The sequence below is a fragment of the Portibacter marinus genome (assembly GCF_021533195.1).
Lineage (GTDB): Bacteria > Bacteroidota > Bacteroidia > Chitinophagales > Saprospiraceae > Portibacter > Portibacter marinus.
In genome coordinates this window covers 52,901-74,881 of sequence record NZ_JAJNKB010000012.1, presented here as the reverse complement: position 1 = coordinate 74,881, position 21,981 = coordinate 52,901, and the positions used below count along the sequence as shown (strand labels likewise).

General features: G+C 39.7%; 15 protein-coding genes. 1 reads left to right on the top strand and 14 read right to left on the bottom strand.

Annotation, left to right across the window (positions count from 1 at the left end; translation table 11 throughout):
- Window positions 1-4: 4 nt before the first annotated feature.
- Window positions 5-1,549, top strand: coding sequence for a serine hydrolase domain-containing protein (locus L2567_RS19435; protein ID WP_235299523.1), 1,545 nt, complete (start codon window positions 5-7; stop codon window positions 1,547-1,549).
- A gap of 304 nt (window positions 1,550-1,853) precedes the next feature.
- On the opposite strand, the gene L2567_RS19430 is transcribed toward L2567_RS19435, so the two are convergent.
- The 14 genes from L2567_RS19430 to L2567_RS19365 all read right to left on the bottom strand — a co-directional run bounded on the left by L2567_RS19430 (window position 1,854) and on the right by L2567_RS19365 (window position 21,912).
- On the bottom strand, window positions 1,854-3,494 hold the full coding sequence (locus L2567_RS19430; RefSeq protein WP_235299522.1) for a right-handed parallel beta-helix repeat-containing protein: 1,641 nt from the start codon (window positions 3,492-3,494) through the stop codon (window positions 1,854-1,856).
- Window positions 3,495-5,042 carry a sulfatase family protein gene (locus tag L2567_RS19425; RefSeq protein ID WP_235299521.1) on the bottom strand — a complete coding sequence of 516 codons (1,548 nt, stop codon included), beginning with the start codon at window positions 5,040-5,042 and terminating at the stop codon, window positions 3,495-3,497.
- The gene (locus L2567_RS19420) at window positions 5,042-6,472 is read right to left on the bottom strand and encodes a sulfatase-like hydrolase/transferase (protein ID WP_235299520.1); all 1,431 of its coding nucleotides are present in this window, start codon (window positions 6,470-6,472) and stop codon (window positions 5,042-5,044) included. Before L2567_RS19420 ends, L2567_RS19425 begins: the two co-directional genes overlap by 1 nt.
- A gap of 3 nt (window positions 6,473-6,475) precedes the next feature.
- Window positions 6,476-8,257, bottom strand: a complete 1,782-nt coding sequence (locus tag L2567_RS19415) for a RagB/SusD family nutrient uptake outer membrane protein (RefSeq protein WP_235299519.1) — start codon at window positions 8,255-8,257, stop codon at window positions 6,476-6,478.
- Between the two features lie 17 nt (window positions 8,258-8,274).
- Window positions 8,275-11,403 (bottom strand): SusC/RagA family TonB-linked outer membrane protein, encoded by a 3,129-nt coding sequence (locus L2567_RS19410; RefSeq protein ID WP_235299518.1) that lies wholly within the window; start codon window positions 11,401-11,403, stop codon window positions 8,275-8,277.
- Between the two features lie 217 nt (window positions 11,404-11,620).
- Window positions 11,621-15,742, bottom strand: a complete 4,122-nt coding sequence (locus L2567_RS19405; RefSeq protein WP_235299517.1) for a hybrid sensor histidine kinase/response regulator transcription factor — start codon at window positions 15,740-15,742, stop codon at window positions 11,621-11,623.
- A gap of 131 nt (window positions 15,743-15,873) precedes the next feature.
- Window positions 15,874-16,518, bottom strand: coding sequence for an ABC transporter ATP-binding protein (locus L2567_RS19400; protein WP_235299516.1), 645 nt, complete (start codon window positions 16,516-16,518; stop codon window positions 15,874-15,876).
- Window positions 16,515-17,342: an ABC transporter permease gene (locus tag L2567_RS19395; RefSeq protein ID WP_235299515.1), complete on the bottom strand. Its 828-nt coding sequence runs from the start codon at window positions 17,340-17,342 to the stop codon at window positions 16,515-16,517. The genes L2567_RS19400 and L2567_RS19395 overlap by 4 nt, the downstream gene beginning before the upstream one ends.
- Window positions 17,332-18,111 (bottom strand): molybdate ABC transporter substrate-binding protein, encoded by a 780-nt coding sequence (modA, locus tag L2567_RS19390; protein ID WP_235299514.1) that lies wholly within the window; start codon window positions 18,109-18,111, stop codon window positions 17,332-17,334. Before modA ends, L2567_RS19395 begins: the two co-directional genes overlap by 11 nt.
- A 102-nt stretch (window positions 18,112-18,213) precedes the next feature.
- Window positions 18,214-18,720, bottom strand: coding sequence for a pyridoxamine 5'-phosphate oxidase family protein (locus L2567_RS19385; RefSeq protein WP_235299513.1), 507 nt, complete (start codon window positions 18,718-18,720; stop codon window positions 18,214-18,216).
- A 112-nt stretch (window positions 18,721-18,832) separates the two neighbouring features.
- Complete coding sequence (locus L2567_RS19380) at window positions 18,833-19,642, bottom strand: DUF4097 family beta strand repeat-containing protein (protein ID WP_235299512.1); 810 nt, start codon at window positions 19,640-19,642, stop codon at window positions 18,833-18,835.
- 12 nt (window positions 19,643-19,654) lie between these two features.
- Window positions 19,655-20,518: a DUF4097 family beta strand repeat-containing protein gene (locus L2567_RS19375; protein ID WP_235299511.1), complete on the bottom strand. Its 864-nt coding sequence runs from the start codon at window positions 20,516-20,518 to the stop codon at window positions 19,655-19,657.
- Between the two features lie 85 nt (window positions 20,519-20,603).
- Window positions 20,604-21,362, bottom strand: a complete 759-nt coding sequence (locus tag L2567_RS19370; RefSeq protein ID WP_235299510.1) for a HEAT repeat domain-containing protein — start codon at window positions 21,360-21,362, stop codon at window positions 20,604-20,606.
- Window position 21,363: 1 nt separating this feature from the next.
- Entirely contained in the window at window positions 21,364-21,912 is a 549-nt protein-coding gene (locus tag L2567_RS19365) for an RNA polymerase sigma factor (RefSeq protein WP_235299509.1), read from the bottom strand.
- Window positions 21,913-21,981 lie beyond the last annotated feature (69 nt).

Below are 21,981 nucleotides of genomic sequence, written 5' to 3'. Positions count from 1 at the left end.
TATGATGAGGTATATATTAGCCTTTTTCTATCTTATACTATTTGCAAACAATGCAAAAGCACAGGTCGTTGAGGAGCGTATTATTTCAGCTATCGACTCAATAGTAAAGGAATATTTAAGTGCAAGAGAATATTTGACTGGTGGAGTGATCTGTATAGTAAGTAAAGATTCCACCTACTTGCAAAAAGGATACGGACTTGCTGACCTTGAATCGCAGGTAAAATTTTCAGCAGATAGTACCGAACTAGAAATTGCATCTGTTTCAAAGTTGATTACCACCACTGCACTTTTATCACTCGTGGAACTTGGAAAACTTGAGCTTGATAAACCAGTTGAGTTTTATATTGGTGAAAATTTAATTAGAAATAAATATGGAGAAGATTTACTGGTCCGGCATTTATTAACGCATACTTCGGGAATCGACGACAGATCGGGCTATATGGAATCTAAAAGTATTGAAGCCATTCCGGAGTTGGCAGAATATATAGAGAAATATTTTCCTCAGGTTATTTGGACACCTGGTCGATTTTTCAACTATAGTAACTATGCCTTTGTACTGACCGCTTTTCTGATTGAAGAAGTAAGTGGTCAGGATTTCTCACAATATATCAAAGAGAATTTACTGGTGCCATTAAAAATGGAATATTCCGGCTTTAGCGAAAATATAAATACGCTACCAGAAATGAGACGGTATCGATTAAGAGAAAACGATCAAAACGAGATTTACAGTCAGGTAGCAGATGAGTCTTATTCGAATTTGATGGGTGCTGCTGGCTTTAAAACTACTGGTGCAGATATGGTGAATTTTCTAAAACTTTACTTAAACAATGGAAAATTCAATGGCATCAACCTCCTTAGCCAGGAAACGATTGCTAATGCTTTCTCTACACATTTTACCTATCATCCAGGTCTTACCTATCAACAAGGATTGGGTTGGAGGATCAAAATGATTGATAATCAGAAAATCTTATATCATTATGGGGATGATACAGGTATTGAAAGCAGCATAATTATCTTTCCTGAATCTCGTCTGGGAATTTTCATGTGCTTTAATAATCCAATGGGATATGATGTCAAGGTCGAAATTGAAAATGAAATATTCCATATACTAAACGAGGAATCAACGCCAAGTTCGCCAAATAAGATCAGTTTAAAAATTCCAAATGATGTTGCCGGTGATTATCTATATATGAATGATAGTCATACTACATTTGAAAGATTAGGTTTCCTCTTAGGGAATAGAAAAATCAGCGTTCGGGTTGAAGCAGATTCCATGTTATATCTAAACGAGAGAATTTTTATTCCAGCGCAAGATCCGTTAATTCTTAAAGAAAAAAACAAAGATACAGAACTGATTTTCCTGCGAAATGATCAGGAGAAAATTGGTTATTTTTCTTTCGGTCGATCAACATATAGAAAAATCAAAGCCTGGGAAGACCCAAATATTCATCGACATCTTTTTTTAACTTACTTCATTTTAGCAATCATTTTTATGCTTTTTTCTCTAACCCGATTTCTATTGCTCAAATTAAGAAGAGAAAAAAACTGACAACCATCGAAGTCAATGGCATTGTTGAACCTCAATAATCTTCTATTGATACTATTCACTGTCTTGTTCGCCATATCATCAAACGATATAAAATTAGAATATGGTCCAACTCTAACCTTAAAAATCCTTTTCATGTTTCCGCTTTTGTCTGTCCTTTTGTATCCATTCTCAATTTATTTTGGTATAAAGGATGTTTACAACGCTCATTTTTCAATAGCTTCAAAAGCCGTGACAGCCTTAATCATTATTTCACTTGGATTTTGTTTTTTATTATTTCATTACTACAACCTTATAGGATTTCATTTTACTTGACCTCTATCGCTCCCAGATCCGGCAATCCCACCACTTTGTTTCCCAATATATCTCGTTCAACATCCAGACCGATTTCTAAACCAATCTCATCAAATGGAATTTTCTGAATGATGATACCTTTATCTTTGACAATCGCATGATTTTGGGGCATAAGATGTTCCAAGCCAAGCAAGTTCTTGCCAACTTTATTGTATTCTGCATCTCCAAAAAAAGAGTGCTTGGGTTGAATAATGACATTTTCTGGCCAACCTTCCTTACGCAAAAACAGATTATGCGAGAAGATTACTCTGGGAATCTGCTGAAGGCTATCTCCTTGTTGCTCTGGTTGATATTGATCACCTAAGACCACACTGCTCTCGCCTTCGATGTGAAATATGTTATTGGCAATCAGCACACCTTCACTGGTATTGGCCACCGCGATATTAGCCTGTATACCCTTTTGTACGATAATGGTATTATTGTAAAAATAACTGTTAAATGGACCGTTTCGCTTCTTTCCTTTACCGCTATATCCGCTCAACCAGAAGATTTTACCTTCCTGAAACGCTCCGCTTTCTCCTTTGATTCTATGACCATCATTGACACTTATATTGTATCTATAGCAGCAATTGTAGTTATTGCCCAAAATCTCGCAAAACCCTCCTGCATTGTTCATGCTCAGGTTATATTGTATGACGACATTGCTACAATTAAAGTCAATGTGAACACCCGCAGAATCGGCAGGTCCATTGGCATTCGTAAACCTATTTTTTTGTATCTGGATATTCTTTGAACCCCAGGTCCATAATCCGCTTCCCCTACCCCACTTTCTTGTATCAGAAGTACTTCCTGAATGATCCACTGTATTTCCTGAAACCATCACATCCCGTACACCACTCATCTGGATTCCCGGACCACCGGTATGTCTTACCTCACAATCCGTGATGTTAACGGTATGAATACGATGACTTGACCAATCTACTGACGAAGTCAATTTTAATCCGGTGTGACCCGTATTATTTATCTTGCAAGCTACGATATTGACATCACTAACCATTGCATCATTGTGGCTATTGATGATTCTAATTCCCCATCCATATGGTTGTGTTCCGTTGGCTGTTCGGACTTCATCTTCACTTCTCCTAACCTCCTGACTTCCGTAAAATATATCAAAAACATCTACCTTGTCTATGACCAGATTTCCAAAATCCCCGGCTTTATTGGCGAGAAATAGAATTCCACAACGCATGGGTTGAATCCCATGAGATGGAATTACCACCCTACCACCATTGGCAGTTACTTTAACATTATATATCTTAATTGATCTTGAATTTTTGATGCGAATGGCCGCTTCGTATCCGCTCCCATCAATGATCGCCATATCCTGACCATAACTGGTGATAACCATCCATTGGTCCTCTGAAGAGATCACTCCCTCTAAGTCTATCATTCCTTTGTAACGGTGACCTCCTGCCAGTAAAAGGCTATCTCCAGCTTCCCATTTAATATCATCTAAAGCACTTAGATTGAGGTAGGCAGAATTTATGTTCCTGCCATCGTTATTATTCGAGCCCTTCAGGCCATCGATGTAGATGTTCTTACCGGATAAATGGAAAGCAATGCCTAAGAAAATACAGACCAGGTAAATTCTCATTTACTTCAGAATTAATTCATGCTCTTGCAAATTCGCTCCCTTCACCACCTCTTTATAAGCTTCGAGCATTTCCTTTAACTTCTCCGGCTTCGTAGACGCTAAATTAACAGCCTGGCCGATATCTTCTTCCAGGTTGTATAATTGGTATTCAACTGCATTACCTAGTTCAATATTGACCGATTTGTTTACCGCAGGGCCCCGATGTGGCGGAATCATGACAAATTTCCCTTTGCGAAATGCGGTTCTGGAAGTGGCCTGCATGACCAATTGGTCTCTTCCCTTTTCTGAACGCCCATAAAGTACATCCAATAAATTCTGGCTGTCCTCTGTGTTCATTTCTTTCCCGACAAGTGCAGCCAGGCTGGAATACAGATCGACCTGCGAAACAAGTGCATCAGAAACTTTAGCTTCCAATTGACCTTCATGATAAATAATAAACGGAACCCTGGTACCCGCTTCGAAAAGACTGTATTTTCCTCCCCTCAAAGCTCCTGCGGGAGTATGATTACCCAATTTTTCAACGGCATCGTCGTAGTAGCCATCATTTAAAACAGGCCCGTTATCACTGGACAAAATAATGAGTGTATTTTCCAGCAATCCCTCTTCTTCTAAAGTTTTGAGAAATTCACCAATACACCAGTCGGCTTCAACGATGACATCACCTCGCGGACCCATACCGGACTGTCCAACGAATCTTGGATGGGGTGTGCGAGGCACATGTGGCTGCTGAAGCGCGTAGTACAGGAAGAAAGGTGCCTCTCTCTTCGTTCTGACATAATTTTGTGCCCTTATTAAAAAGGTATCTGCCATATTTTCATCGACCCACTTGGCATCTTCTCCACCTTTCATAAACCCTATTCTGGGGATTTGATTGACGATGCTATTATGGTGTCCATGATGCCACATCATTTTCAGATCCGCATCCTCGTCCTTCCCTGTTGGTTCACCTGGAAAATTTTCCTCATAGCTGACTTCAATGGGATCATTTTTATCCCGTCTAACAACATTTCCATTTTCAATATAAACGGTTGGAACCCTGTCCTGAGTGGCAGCCATTATATATGAATAATCAAAGCCTACCTCATTGGGGCCTGGTGAAATGTGCTCATTCCAATTGACATTTCCGTTTCCTAATCCAAGATGCCATTTGCCTACAATTCCTGTATCATAACCAGCAGTTTTTAACATTTTAGGTAGGGTCGTTTGTGAAGTATCGATCAGTAAAGGTGCAGTTCCGGAAAGTATTCTTGCATTTTGATTTCTCCAAGGATAAACTCCTGTCAATAATGAAAATCTGCTAGGAGAACATGTTGCAGAAGAAGCATATCCATTGGTTAGCCTGATTCCATTATTGGCCAATCTGTCCATATGGGGGGTCTTCAATTCTGTTGCTCCGTAAGCTCCTACATCACCATAACCCAGGTCATCCAGGTAAATTATGACGATATTGGGTAAGTCACCTTCAGTCGCATCTTCCACAGGAGGCTGCGTACCACATGACATCAGCACAAAAATCGCAAGAATAGTAGGAATTAGTATAAGTTTCATCATTTCTTAGTTTCAGGTCTTTTAAATCGATCGGGATGATTAGCTTCATATTGATCATTTTGTCTTAAACCCAGGAAAACTGGATCTTGCAATGAATGATACCATTCATTAAACTTTGTCCATTCCTCTTCGTAGGTCTTTTTATTGCGGTCAATGGTATTTTCAGACTCATCGATGTCTTTTTCAACATTATAATACATCCTGTTTCCATCCATATCGATGAGTTTATTTTCTCCGGATCGCATGGCGTAATGCTTTTGATCATATTTTCGCCAATAGAGGAAAGGATGCGGTGGGTGGTCAGTGTCACCGGAAATATATGGAATCAGATCTACTCCGTCTATCTCATTTTTCGTGTCAATGTCAGGGGCGATCTGTCCAACCATCGTTGCAAAAATATCCAATGAAATAACAGGCTCTTCAAATGTCAAGCCTGGAGGAATAACGCCCTTCCACTTCATGGCAAATGGCACTCTTAATCCTCCTTCAAAAACGTCTCCTTTCTTTCCCCTTAAAGGTGTGTTGAGTGAAGCATTTATCTTCAGTGGTCCTCCATTATCGGAAATAAAACAAACAATAGTCTCTTCTTCAAGTTCAAGTTCCTTCAACTTTTCTAGAATACCTCCCACACCATCATCCACAGCACTGACCATTGCCGCGTAGGTCCTTCTTTTTTCATCCTCGATATGACTAAATCTTTGCAAATACATCTCAGTCGCTTGCATTGGCGTATGTGGAGCATTGTAAGCAACATATAAAAAGAAAGGTTCTTCCTTGTACTTATCTATATATGAGATGGCCTCTCTGGAAATCGCATCAGTGAGATACTCCGTTTCCTCAATCCTCTCTTGATTTCTCAGTAGCTTGGTTTTATATCCATCAAATTGTGTTTTGGCCTCAAACTCATCTTTCAAAGTCCATTTCTCCGGAAAGTAATGATGGCCCCCACTTAAAAAACCATAGAAATCAGAAAATCCGCGTTGATTGGGATGCTGGGAATAATGTGCACCAAGATGCCATTTTCCCAAAGCCACACATTTATAGTCAGCTTTGGCCAGCACATCAGCTAGCGTTTCTTCTGCCAACGGGAGACCACTCAAGGAATCATTGGGCGTAAACAATGGATTCCTACTGAAGCCAAATCGATCCTGATATCTGCCTGTAATAATGCCTGCTCGACTGGGCCCACAAACGGGATAACTGACATAGCCATTGGTAAACTTAACACCCTCGTTGGCAATTCTGTCAATATAAGGTGTGGGAATTTCGGTAGAACCATTGAATCCCACATCAGCGTACCCCAAATCATCTGCTATGATCAATATCAGATTTGGTTTTTGAAGTTCCATCGATTTTTGTTGACCTTTAGTCTGCAGCGCACCGCAAACCAAAGTCAACAAAATCAAGTATGGAAAAACTTTCACTTTCATTTCTTAATACCCTGGATTTTCGATCAAATTAGGATTATCAGATATAATTCCCAAGCCCAGGGCGTAGTAGTAATTTCGTTCCGTATGGCTGCGCACATTGCCTCTATCTCCTGGGGCAGTTTCAATCGTGTACATCTTTGTATCGTAATTATATCGGAAATGCATCCTGGTTTTTTCCTTATTGTCCAATTCTTCCACAGCAATTCTCCACCTTCTTAAGTCCCAAAAGACATGCTGCTCAAAGGCTAATTCAACTTGCCTTTCCTGACGAATTCTATCCTCCGTTATTTCTCCTTTAGGAATAGCTGGCATGCCCGCTCTATCCCTGATTTCATCATTGAGATAGGTGGCCATATCACCATTGGGATCTCCTAAATAATAGGCAGCCTCAATGTAATTCAGCATAATCTCCGCAAGTCTGAAAATATGAAAATCAGTACTTGATAGGTTGGTACCTGTGGCAGGAAGATTTTCATCCAACCTCTTCCTGATTTGCAGAGAAGTTACTGCTGCGTTGATGTTCCTTCGGGGTCCGGCACCTCTCCATCCGTCTGAACCCGGAATAATAAATGAATTATCTGTACTTCGTTTCACTTCTCCATCGGTTGGGTCTGTGTAGTCGGTACTTCTGTGATAAAAGGCCGTTTGCCCTCTCCATATCATCCCCGGATAAGAAATCGAGGCACGCATTCTGGGATCTCTCTGGCCAAAAAACCATTCTGGGTCTACTGGTGTTGCATCATCATACAGTGCTCTGTCCACTTTGCCAGAACTTCCATCCATGAAATCAAATAATTCCAACTTTTCCAGGTAGACCGGATAATTAGAATTCCAACTGAATCCGTAGCCATCCGGATGAGCTGTCAAGTCCCAATCGTGTCCTTTTCCGGCAACCGCATCCCATTTTTCAGCTAAAATCACTTCAGGGTTTCCTGCTTCATCTATGAATAAATCAGTGAAATTCTGCACTTTATCTTCTTGCTTGCGATAAAGGGTAAATGGTCCGTCATCTAAGACTTCTTTTGAAGCAGCCAGGGATTTTTGATAATAGCTTTGAGCTTCTGAAGCCGGAAATCCCAACAAGCCGTCTAATTGAACATTTCCAAATTGAGCCACACTTGCAGCATACAACATCGCTCTGCTTTTCATGGCAAGCGCTGCCCACTTGGTCACTCTTCCATCATCATCTGCAATACCTGGTAATACTGCTGCAATTGCATCCATCTCACTACCAATAAAATCATAAACCTCTTTCTCTGAATTTCTGCTTACAAAAAGTTGGTCTTGTGTTGCGTCGATTGGTAAAGCTTCTGTGACAATCGGAACGCCGCCATATCGCTTAACCATTTCAAAGTAGGCATGTGCTCTTATAAATTTAGCTTCAGCCACCCTAACTTCCACGAACTCTGGATCAAGTGAAGATTCACCAAGCTTTTCTATGAAAATATTACATTGCCTAATATGGTCGTATGGCCAATAAGAAATAACACCCGCACCAGTTTCATTAAAAATCGGACCAATGACCTGGCCGAAGGGGGCCTGCCAAGGAGCAAAATTTCTGGATTCACCACCCATGGCATTGATCAAATTCATATTGAAGTTACTTTGTCCTGAAGTATACTGAAACAAAGCGTCACTGTATAAATCAGCTAAAAAAGCATTGGATAGATTTTCATCCTCGAAAACCAAATCCTCCTGTATGATGTCGTTTCTAGTAAGTTCAAATGGATCTGTACAAGCCTGAACCAGGGCAAGACAGAAAACTATAATATATATTTTATTCATTTTTATTCTTTTTTTGCTTAGAATGTAGTTCTTAACCCAATCGTGTAATTTCTGTTATTGGGGAAATTTCTGGAAGGATTACCGCCTGCCGATTCGGGGTCGAATGAATTGCGATAAATTCCCAGGTTTGAAAAAGTATGTAAATTCTCTGCCGCTGCATAAACCTGAAACTGCTGAATTCTTATTCTCTCTGTCATGGACTGTGGAATATTAAAAGCTAGATTGACGTTTTTAATTCGCAAATAGGTCACATCAATTCGATAGAAATCTGAATCCCTGCCATTGTTAACACCCGGTGATAATGTGGCAGCTGGAAGGGCAGCATTCGGATTTATGTTTTCACCAGGATTCTCAGGATCCGGTTGCCATCTTAAATCATAATGGTAAGTCAAAGGCGTAGAAAAGTTACTGAACATATTTCTCGCAGAACCATTGATATTGATGCTGAAATTTGAAGCCCCTTGTAACAACATATTAAAGCTGAAATTCTTGTAGGTGATTCCTGTATTCATTCCGTAAGAGATATCAGGTATGCCACTGGCATAACTAATCACTTGCTGATCCCTAAAATCAATGATGCCATCATCATTTTGATCTACGTACCGAATATCCCCAGGTCGAAGTGTTGAGTTGTCTCCATCATCCTGAATAATCGAATAGTTGTCTATTTCCTCCTGACTCATAAAAATGCCATCCGTTACATACCCAAAATTTCGATTAACCCATTGACCTTCACGACCATTGATTCTTAATTGATCCGGATCTGTAAATTCTTCCTCATCAAAAACATCACCCCATCTGGCCCTTGCGTAAGTGAAATTTGGTGAGATATTAATTCTCACATTGCCAATATTTTCACGATATGAAACCATCGCTTCAATCCCTCTATTATTTTGACTATTTAGATTGACTAAAGGAAGCGACCCTCCAAAGGTGCTTGGAATTTCTTTCAAATTTTCACCGAGTAATCCATCCCGTTCTCTGTAAAAAACATCCACTTCCGCTGCCAACTTACCTTGTAAGAAGGCCATCTCTAGTCCTAAATTATAGATGGTAATCTCTTCCCATGTCAATAATGGGTTCACCAATCCTAAAGTTACGATTTGTGGTTGCACAGAGTTGTTTCCTAATAAATAAGGATCGTTTGTATTGACCTGCCTGTAACCGGTCAAGTAATCAAAACCACTAAGACCATTAGCTGTATCATCTCCTAACTCGGAGTAGGAAGCCCTCAATTTTAGTCGATCTAAAAAGCCTGAAGTACCCGCCATGAATGGTTCCTGTGAAATGATCCATCCAGCTGAAAAACTTGGAAAATAGCCCCATCTCTTTTCTGGCGCAAATAAAACATTGCCATCAGCTCTGAAAGTGGCTTCAAACAAATATCGATCTGCAAATTTATAGTTTAGCCTCCCCACCAAACTTTTACGGCCGATGTCAGCACCCGAAGATCCATTGTTCGTTTGAAAGTCTTCTGATCCCGTGAACAGTTCTGGGATGGCAGTAGACAATAGATTATCTCTTGAGGCAGAAATAAAACTAAAAGTTCTGGTCTGTTGCTCACCCAATGCCAAGAACTTTAAATCATGTTGACCTAAAGACTTTTCATATTCTAGTGAAACTAGAGGATAAAGTTGATTACTCCTGAATTGGTAATCGGAAATAGAGCTAGTAGGACTATTAACCCCCTGGTCGATGTACGAATCGGTCGCCGGATCGTATTGCCAAACATGATATGGTGTTCTTAGATTCTTAATGGATCTGTTGACCTGTACAGTATTGAGCTCTCCTCTAATTTTCAATCCTTCTATGAAAGGAAGTTTATATTGTAGCGCCATTCTACCTCTGAAGGTGTCGTCTCTTCTTTTGTTCCAACCAAAATCAGACTGTGTAGAACTTGCTATTGGATTTCTTTGACTAAAGCCTGTATAGGGTACTCCAAGTGTGGGGTCAGGAAGAGTAACAGGATAAATCGGTTGGGCAGTAGCCAGATCATTGTATACACCATTGATATCTCTTGCAGATTCTCTGAAGTCGTAACGATAGGAAAGGTCCATTGTAAAGAGAATATTCTTAGAAACATCTATGTCAATATTGGTTCTGGCATTCAACCGATCATAGTCATAATCCCGGGAAGCAAAATAACTCTCCTGCTGCGTAAATCCAAGCGAGGAGAAATATCGCGCGTTTTCTGAACCTCCGGATACTTTTAAACTGTGTTGCTGAAGTGGAGCAAAATTATTAAATAGCGCGCCTGTCCAGTCACCTCCCTCAAATCCTGGTGCACCTTCTTGATAATTTCTAAGGTCTTCTTCAGTGAAAGTGGCATTAATATCTCCTACATCCAGTAAGTCTGCCTCCCTTGAAAGTTCTACGAATTCTCCGGCATTAACGTGTTGCAATGCTGCTGTAGCTTCTTGAAAAGTAATACTGCCATCATAGGAAATCTTCGGCGGACCACTTGATCCCCTTTTCGTGGTGACTAGTATGACACCATTACCGGCCCTGGAACCATACACAGCAGCCGAGGCATCTTTCAAAATATTAATACTCTCGATGTCATTGGGATCAATTCTGGTTAGTCCTCCGGTCATCTGAACACCATCCACCAGCACCAATGGCTCTCCTGCAAATCCTCTTATTCTAATGGAAGTATCGTCACTGCCGGGTAAACCTGAATTCTGTTTTGTAATAACACCAGGCGTTCTTCCCGCAAGGAGTCCTGTAGTACTTGCTGTTGGAACCATGGTCAGCTCTTCGTTTTTAATACTGGCAACTGACCCCGTCAAATTAGATTTCTGTTCGGTTCCATAGCCGACCACAACCACTTCATCCAGTTGAGCAGCTTCCTCACGCAATGTAATATTGTAATCTGTAGTCTCATTGACTGCAACTTCACGCGTAAAATACCCTAAATACGAATACTGTAAAATAGCGTCTTCGCTAACTTCAATGGTATAGTTTCCGTCGATGTCGGATATCGTACCATTATTTGTGCCTTGCTCTGAAATGGCAACCCCGATTAGCGGAATTCCATTAGCGTCTGAAACACTTCCTTCCACTACGATCTGCGATGACAATTGAGTAGTGAATATCAGCAGCACTAATAGCAGAAGTGGTGAACCAAAATTTGATCTTTTTACCATACTGTTAATTTTTAAAGAATTGAAAGTTATCTCAGATTTAAAGTTGAAAATAACTGTCCATTATACAGGGGAACAAATCGATCAAATCAGGGGTACATATTGTTCAAATGCCCTGAATTCAGACTTTTATAGTCATAAGAGATGGATGTTCAGTAATTAATTTTTTTCATGCAATGCCATGCGATACATCTTACTTCTTTTCAAAGGATTCGCAAAATCAGTTGTATTTTACTTGTGTTTTGACGAGGTGTTCACGGTGGACATGATCGATTAAGTGAAACTCAGAGGGATTAACTTCATATTGCTTCTTAAAGCACTTCCTAAAATATTTAATGCTGCTAAACCCTGACTGGTATGCAATTTCTGTCACCGTCAATTTTCTTTCCCTGAGAAGTGAAGCTGCATATCTTAATCTGACATCTCTTATTAATTCCACCAGTGACTTTCCAGTAACCAATTTAACTTTGCGATACAGATTAGAACGACTTTGGCAAAGTTTTTCACTCAATGACTCAACGTCCAGATCACTATTATTTATATTTTTCTCAATGTGCGCGATCGCTTCGCATACTAATAATTCATCTTCATTCAGACTGTTTTTTTCTATGGGTAAAAGATGCATTTGGCGTCGATAAAATTCGCGTTGAAGTTCTCGGTTTTTCAAAATCGCCCTGATTTTCATTTGCAAAATATTTGCACTGAAAGGTTTACTGATGTAGTCTTCCGCTCCTTTTTCTAGTCCATTGAGCTGATAGACGATAGAAGTACGTGCCGTGAGCAAAATCACTGGAATATGGGCTGTAGCTTCATCACTTTTAATCTTTTCGCATAAGGCGATTCCGTCAAGTACGGGCATCATCACATCACTCAATATTAAATCAGGTTCAAATTCAAGAGCCATTTCGAATCCTTCCTTACCATCATAGGCACATTCTGCATGAAATTCCTTCTCCAGAACACTTTTAATGTAGCTGTTGATTTCTGGGTTATCTTCCACAATCAACACTTTATACTGTTTCTCCTTATTCAGTAAACCGTTGATATAGGCATCACTCGATTCTGCTGTCGTCACATATACTTCATCGATTTCATGTGAAAAACAAGAAGGTGATGGATGGTTTATTTCTAGGACTTCTTCTGCTTTCAAATGCTCTCGACCTTGAGGTAATCTCACAATGCATTCAGTACCTTGATTTTCAGCGCTCTCGATGTTGATTTCACCACTGTGTAGTTCCACCATACCCTTGACCAGAGACAACCCTAAGCCTGTTCCCAGTGTATCACTGGCAGAGACATTCTTAACTTGATAGTAAGGATTAAATACTTTGGCTATTTCTTGCACTTTCATTCCCCGACCATTATCTAAAATTCTAATTTCCACATAGTTCTCGACCAACTTTTTTTCAGTCCAGACGGCATTCTCGTGCATATGACCTACCTCATTGATTTTAAAGACAATCTTTCCGTTTTTAGGGGTGTACTTGTAAGCATTCATCAGCAAATTCATCAAAATGATTTCAAGTTTGGGCGCATCGAAATAAAGTTCTGAATACTTCACATTAGAACAGAATTGGTAATTAATATCTTTTTTATGAGCGCTTTGCGAGAAAAGCAAAAACAATTCCTGCGAAAATTTCACAATGTTCTGTCGCGATGCATTCAACTTCATGTTACCGGTCTCCATCTTGCGAAAATCCAGTAGTTGATTGGTTAAATTCAGCAGCCTATTGGTACTTTTTTGCATTAGATCAAGCTTATTTTTTGCCTTATGACTAAGCTTGGGTAATAGTAAAATTTCTTCTAGCGGCCCTTTAATCAGGGTCAATGGTGTTCTTAATTCATGCGATATTTTAGTGAAAAACGACAATTTAGAACGGTCAAGTTCATGTTCTTTTTCAGCCAATAGAAGTTCATTCTGCAAACGAAATTGCTTCTCTGTAAACTTCTTAAAGAGAAATAGTCCCAAAAGCATCAGCAAGGTGTAACACAAATAAGCCCAAATGGTGACGTACCATGGTTTTTTGATCAAGATCTCAATACTCGCGATTTCGGGAGACCACCTCGCATCACTGTTTGATGCTTTCACTTGAAATTGATAATTTCCGGGAGGAACATTCAGATAATTGGCTTGCAGATTCGGGTATTTCACATGTGACCAGCCTTCATCATGTCCAGATAGTCTGAACTGATATTGATTATTGGTAGGTGCATTGAATTGCAATCCTACAAAACTAAAGGTGATGTTATTATCATCAGCAGGGAGGACGAAGGTTTCAATGCCCTGAGAGGGAGTTAGTATATATTCATTTTTACCATCGTTTATTTTTACCTGTGAAATGACCACTTCCGGCACGATGGTATCATACGTGATGTCTTGTGGTAAGAAGTAATTTACGCCATTGATACCCCCGAAATAAAGTCTGTTTTCTCTATCTTTGAAACTAGCTCCTACTTTAAAAGAATTGCTTTGCAAACCGTCTTCATAGTCAAAGTGCTCAAAAGTTTCCTCTTGAACCAAGACTTTTGTAATCCCTACCCCACTTAGCCATAGATTACCACATTCGTCTTCCAGTACACCCTCGACATCATTGTCGATCAGCCCATCAGTTGTGGTATACCGACGAAATCTCAAATCACCAGATACATCATTTTCGATGACCCTGTTCATCCCTCCTCCTAAAGTTGCAACCCAAAGAATGGAATCTTCCGTTCTTACAATCTGCCATGTATGATTACTGCTGATACTATTAAAATCTGATGGATCATATTGATACGAGTCAACATGATACTCATGATCCTCAGTACTAGTTATGGCTTGCAGGCCAGCATCTCTGGAACCGACCCAGATCTTATGAGCTAACTGATCGTAATAAACATCTGTAAGATTGCTGCTCACCAATCCATTAGGTTGACCCTCTTTACTGTTCAATCTTTCTACTGTATTGGCTTCCAAGTCAAAAATAAACAGGCCTTCCACAAAGGTAGACACCCATAATCTGTGGCTGCTGTCAATGGTCATTCTCATCAGGTTGTCAAATGATGAAAGATCTCCATTGACCTCGCTCCTGATATTGTAAAATGACAATTGACCCCGGTTTTCTCGTACTTTGAATAAACCCCGGTGCTTGACGCCAATCCATAAGGTGTGATCTGGTCCCTCTTTGATAAATGAAATATACTGACCCAGAAAAAAATGTTGCATTGGGATATGATCACCATCAGCATCAGCATCAGTGCTAAAAATGGTCAAACCATCCCTGTAACCTATCCATTTTCTGCCACGATGATCAACGTAAATTGAAGATACTATCCGATCTGGATCTTCCTCATTGATGATCTTTTTGAACTGCTTTTTGATGAGACTTGTAAAATATATCCCATAACCTACAGTGGGTAGCCATAGGACTCCAAAACGATCCTGAAAGAGAAATGAACAATGCTCTATCCCTATATCGATTACTTTTCCACTCGAAGTTTCAATCTTATAAACATGGTTTAAATTAGAAAACCAAATCTCGTTGTTAATATCTACCAACAAGTCTCGAAATCGCACCTCTTCTTCCAAGTTCAGGTCATGCTTTTTCTCATAGTTCCATTGACCTAATCTCCAATTAAAGATCACTACTTCATCGCTTGATAAGGTATATAACCGATCGTCTTTGTAATAAATCTTTTGAATATTTGTGGTATGGCCAACAGGCAAAAGTACCTGCGAAATGACACCCTGATGATCTAATAATTCAATGGTTCCATCGCTCAAAAGGCATAACAAGCCTTGCTCGCTGAGCATAAATGATGATAGTCTGGCACGGCTTGATTTGCTTTTAGACAAGAGCTGAAGACCTCCTGCAAATTCACCTTCATCCACCGGTATTTTGATCAATCCCACTCCCTCTATGAAAGCTATAAATTGCTCTTGAAAAAGATAGAAATCGGTACCTAATTGGCCATCCGTGTACAGACCACCCAGAGCAGACAAATTCTGTTTTCGAAACTTCATGCTGTGAGGATCAAATGAAAAGAGACCTTTATGTTCTATATTAATCCAAATAAAACCGTCTTCATCCTTTTCCAGCTGAGTGATTCTGTTTCCAGGAATGGAAGTACTGTCGTCTACATCAGATTTGAAAGTCTTCATCTGGTAGCCATCATACTTGTTTAATCCATTATTAGTGGCAATCCAAAGATATCCGTCATGATCTTGTACCAGATCCATGATGTCGCTGTGCGCCAGGTGTTCATTGACAGTAATTCGATTAAAAGTATGGGATTCGCCTTGAGCCTTGATCAGTCCAAAAGACAAGGTGAACAGAATACAGAAAATAACGAGTGTTCGCATTGATCAAATTTAAAATGCCTTTTTGGATAGTCTCAATTTAATAAAATTATCGACGATAGGTACAAGATCCAGGCTCAACTCTTATTTAAAAAAGATCGTGTTTAATGATCAAACACTTTCATTTATGGCTTTTACCTTTCTCTCTGCTGGCCACACAGTTCATCCATGTGAAGCACTCGATCTGCCAGGCGCTCAGCCTCTATTCGCGAGTGAGAAACATGGAGCATGGTCACCTTATGTTTACGTTGCAAAACCTTTAATACGGAGATCATATCTTCTTTAGTTTCATCATCTAAAGCGCTTAATGGTTCATCCAGACACAATACCGAAGGCTTAAAACTCAGCGCTCTGGCTAATGCCACACGTTGTATTTCGCCTCCACTAAGATTGGTCGTACTTCGATTTAATAAATTCAATATTCCCAGTTCATCTGCCAATTCATTCACTCTGGTTTTTATGGAAGCTTTTGGCCACTTCCTCAACTTGAGAGGAAATGCAATATTTCCCATCACACTCATATGGCTGAACAGCGCACCATCCTGTGGCACGTAACCAATTTGTCGCTGACCCGGATCAAGAGAAGTGATGACCTTGTCACCCAAAAAAATCTCTCCATGTTCGATATTTCGCAGGCCACAAATGACTTCTAGAATGGTCGACTTCCCACTACCTGTCTTACCCATAAGAACGACATACTCGCCTTCGCTCAAATTAAATGTGATTTGTTTAAGTATAAAATCTCCCTGGTTGATATGTAAATCCCTGACCTTTATCATCTGATAGCATTTCGATCACCGAGATAACGGACAATAAACAACACTAAAAACCCTGCTAATATCATGAGGAGAGATACCGCTACAGCTGCTTCAATATTTCCAACAGACATTTCAAGGAAGACTGTAGTGGGTAATACCTCCGTACGCATTCTCGTAGCACCAGCAAAAATCAATATGGGACCAAATTCACCTAAAGCTCTTGCCCACGCTAGCGAAGCTGCTGTTAAAATACCATTCTTTGCCTGAGGTAACAAGACTTTAAAAAAAGCCTGCCGCCTATTACATCCCAAGGTCAAAGCCACTTGCTCCTGCCTTTCATGTATCTGGTCAAATGTCACGTACATCGTTCTTACAGCAAAAGCACAGGCCACCATAAATTGTGCTAGAATAACTGCTCCTATGGTGTAGGTAATACGCACCTGACTTTCAATCCATTGGCCTGGAACAGTCTGAAAAAGTATCAAAAGACTGAGACCGATAACCAGAGGTGGCAATACAATGGGAATATCGACTATCGCATCGACGATTCGCTTCAATCTAAATTCAACCCTCGCCATAATATAACCAAGAGGAATAGCTACCAGTAAACTCAGCAACATTGTTATCGTGCTGGTGACCATACTTAATTTGATGGCATACCTGATTTCGGGAGTGGCGATGGCCTCCAAAATATGATCTGGTGAAGTATATGAAAAATCAGCAACGATCATAGCAACAATTAGCAAAATATAGGTTGAAGCGATCACACCCATGATCAGATAAAACCCAAGGTTTGATCGGGATGGTTTATGCTGATGATATTTCTTAGACTCGCTAATGATCATTTGTCTTTTTATACTCTAAATCAGCAAAAATCTGTAGAGCATCTGCATCATTTGAAATAAACGCTATGAAGTGACGAGCACCACTCTTATTTCTAGAATGCTTAAGCAGAGCAATACTCACATTTTGAGATTCTTCTTGCAGCGAGGCCATTTCTACAGCCTGAAGATCATCATAATGATTGAGCATTGCATTCCAGACTATACCAGCATCCGATGTTCCCAGTTTTATGCTGTTGGCCACTTCGCTAACTGTTGGTACGAAAGCCACAACTTTCTTTTCTATTTTCGAAAACATTTCCTTCTGTTCCAGAATTTGTTTGGTCTGTCTGCCAATGGAGGCAGCTTCAGGATTGGCCAACACCACATCTACATCATTTCTTAAAAGATCTTCTAAAGTATGCACGTTTTTAGGATTCCCTTTCTTTACGACAATGACGGGATAAATATGAGCAAGTGGCACTGAATTCGCTATCAGGTCATATCGTTCTGCATCGACAACAAAACTCTCGTCTGCTGCCAGGTACAGGTCCCCTTGTTTTGAAACCCGAATATTAGAAAGCAGGGTTCCAGAACCACCATATTGTATTGCAATTTTAACATCAAATTTTGATTCATAAACATCGACAACTTTCTCCATTACGGGCTTCATGACTGCCGCACAAAAAACCAACAATTGCTCATGATCGGCCTCCTTGCGATCACAGGAAAGTAAAATCGTTATCGATAGCAGAATGATGACCACATGGATCCTTCTAAAACAAAAAATCATGTTGTAAATGTAATAATTTAATGGTCTTACTACAGTTGTAAATGAAAAAAGCCCGCGCAGTAAAACTGCGCAGACTTCAAAATTCGTCCTTTATGTAATGGTTTAAACTTTTAACTCGCCTTCCACGCTGTCATCCATGGTTTTACCTGTCACTACCGAAGCCAGCATTTTGGCCATGGCTACTAATTTTCCATGTTTGGTATCCCAATAAAATCCTTCCTGGGGCACAAATTTTAATAAACTGAGATTAGGATCAGTTGGACCTTCTGGAAACCATGTTTTCACCATAGGAGACCACAACTCTTCTATTTTTTCCTGATTGTCTACAAATTCGGTTTTACCATAAAGGCTTAGATAATTACTGGAGCCATCGTCTACGATTAGCAGCTGAGTTTTCGGATCTCTCTTCAAAATCTGATTTCGTTCACTATCTGCAGCGCTAAAGAACCAAATGATTCCATTGTCTTCTACTTTTTGAGTTGACATTGGAGTGGCATGAAATGGTTGATTTTCTAAATCACAACAAAACATCATCATGGTCCCACCACCTGTCATATCTTGAATTTTCTTAATAGCGTCTTTATTCGATAAAGGTTTGATATCTCCCATATTTTTTTGTAAGTCTTACTGCTTCGACTGATTTATTGTTCGAATAAAAAAAGGTCCGACTTTGGAAAAGTCAGACCTCACAACTACTAATCTGTTCAATTCAAAAACAGAGTTAACCTTTTCGAATCAGAATATCACCATGATATGTACTTAGCATGTACTCCTGACCACCAGAACCTACATTACCATGTCTCCATCCTCCTATTTCTATCTTTGTCTTACTACCACTTTGATTAACTTTTTGGACAGGGGAGTCCATATTCAGTTCAAAATCTGTGTATATATCACCCTTTGTCGTTTTCAATTTGGTTTTAAAAACACTTCCAGCAGGTAATGTAATGTCTACATCTCCATGGTAAGTTGTCAGCGCCATAGGAACTGATGTATCCACGGCTCTGAAAGTGGCTTTGATTTCTCCGTGATGCGTATTAACATTGGCTGATGAACCTACATCTTCCAGCGTTACCTGTCCATGGTGAGCATCAATTTCGGAAGTCCCATCAATTCCTTTGACATAAACATCTCCATCATGATGGGTATGAAGATCGACATCGAAATTTTTAGGTACCTTGACTTTCAAGTGTGTGGTGGTCTGACTTCCTGTCTCAATTCTGATGGTATTGTTCTCTTCAACAATCTCTGCATTATAGGCGCCTGCCGAAATCTTCTTTAAACCATTTCTGCTGTCACCCCAGGAATTACCGTCATTATCATCACCTTCATCCGTAATGAGTGTTACGATGACTTCATTACCGCTGTGAGCTTCTACGGTCATGCTGCCCCTGTGAGAACTTGCTTTGAGAACACCTGGCGAGCCGGGTTTAGAAAGCGTCACTTTAATTTCTTCACTCTTGGCTTGCTGAGCATTTCCCGATAAGGTGAAGCCCAACAAAATTGCAATTACTATATTCAATATTTTCATTTTATAATTATTTTAATTCTTTGTAATGTATGTATCTCCATGGTGCGTTCTGTAGGTAAGCTTACCATTGCCATTACCTACTTTAATGTTTGTCTCTCCACCGTATTTATATTTTGTTTTCCTCCCGTCTTCAATGATACTTACTTTCTGAGCGACGAATTCATAATCGTAATCAATGTAAAAATCCCCATGATGACTATCCATAGATGCCACCGCGTTTAGTGAAGGAAAGGTGGTTCTAATATCCCCATGGTGTGTTTTGTAAACACCACTTGTAACGTTATTTCCAGTATGCTCAACAGTGACATCTCCATGATGAGATTTAGCTATTACTTCTTCGGCACCAGTCTTGGCTTTCACACTTCCGTGATGTGTCTTGACGGTGGTTTTCCCTTGAATTCCGATGACGTCCACATCTTTTCGATGTGTGGCAGCATATAAATTCTTTTCAGGCGGTATGGTGGCTTCAATTTCAAATTCGTATTCCACTCCGTATTCCTTGATATTACCTTTCGACCAGTTGTTCCAGGAAGGTCCGTTATAATAACTATTTCCCTCATCGTCAACTTTAAAGAACTTTTGTGGAGCAACCATAAAAACAATGAATTCTCCATCGATGACGGTCGTGTCCAGGTAAACTTCTTCCTTTGCTTTGGCCAGCTCACTGCCAGATCCTGAGGTGAGTGTTCTTTTTACTTTGAGACTAAGCGTCTTTCCAGGCTTGGCATTGACCGTGACATTGCCGTTGTAATTATGGATACGAATATTTTCATAAGCGGAAACATCGAAATCCATGTTCATATTGTCTGTACTTTTTTGGCTGTAGGCCAATGATGCAGTCATCATAACCGCTATTATTAGTAATACTCTTTTCATTTTAGAATCTTTTTTTTTAAATAAAATTTATGTCAATGGTCAGCAGAAATGGCCGGTTTCAGCTGTATAATTGTGCACTTATTACTTACAATTTCATTACCGGGGCTAGAGCCTCTTCTAACTGCTCTTTAAATCCATCTTCCAGTCGATCAGAGCGAAACAATTGCAACCATTCATCTTTTGATTCCGATTCATCAAGACTTATCATCACTTCTGCCAATGTCATCTGTATGATCGGAGAGGTCTGATAGGGAATCGCTTTGATCAGATTCTCTCTTACCTTAGGATTATCCGCATAATGTAACATCGCTTCTATAGCACTTAATCTAACATTGACATTGGGATCATTCAACAATGCTCGATTTAACGCTTCGATGATCTTTTTGTCCAATTTCGGAGCGTTCTTCATTTCAGAGATGTCTTCTAATCTACTCATGGATGAATTAGAGGTCAATACGATGTTTTCTTGATTCAACAAATCATCTTCAACCATCATCATCTCGTGATCTCCTCTATCAAGCAGGTAAAATCCGATCAAGGCTCCTACCATGAAAATTGAAGCGGCTACAGCTATATTTCTAAACCAGATCGTGCTCCTTCTTAGCTTCAATTTTTGTTTAGGTTCCGCAGCTAACTTGGCATAAAAGCCCTGATCCATATCAGATGATGGCTCTACCATTTCCAATTGATCGAGTTGCCTTAAAGTATTATACATTGATATCAACTCCTCTCTACAGGCAATGTGCTTCTCAATAAAAAGATCAAAGCCATTTTCAGACAAGCCTTCCTGAATCTCTTCTAATAATTGCTCCTTAGCATGTGCGCAATCTCTTGAATTTTCCATTTTATTGTAATTCTAATTTGCTCATAATTAATTTCAAATCCTCAAGCCCCCTACGGATCCTTGATTTAATATTGGTCTCTGTACTATTGGTCAATTGTGCAATGTCTTTGTACTTCATTCCCTGAAATCGACTGAGTACGATTGCTTCCTTTTTCTTACTATCCAGTCTGTTTAAAGCAATCTGTAATATTTGGTGTTTTTCCTCTTGCTCCATCGCTTTTTGAACACCTTGATCTTCATCATAATGGTTGTACAATGCCTCCTCATTTGCTGAATGCTTCAAAACATCTTTTTTTGCTACAGAGTCCAGAAAAAGGTTTCGTGCAATGGAGTACAACCAAAAATTAAAGGGCTGACCTCTTTTATAATGGTGATTAAATCGAAGGACTTTGATAAAAGTGTTTTGTACTAAATCTTCACTCTTCAATTTATCGTTGGTCATCCTGTAGAAATAGTAAAATAGATCCTTCTTATGCCTTTCATACAGGATTCCCACTTTCCCAGTTTCGCCGTCCTGTACCAACTGTATGATTTCGTTATCGCTTTGCAAGTCCTTTTTCTTTGAATATAAACACAAATACGATGGCATTATTAAAAGGTTGCAATCCATCAGTTTTTT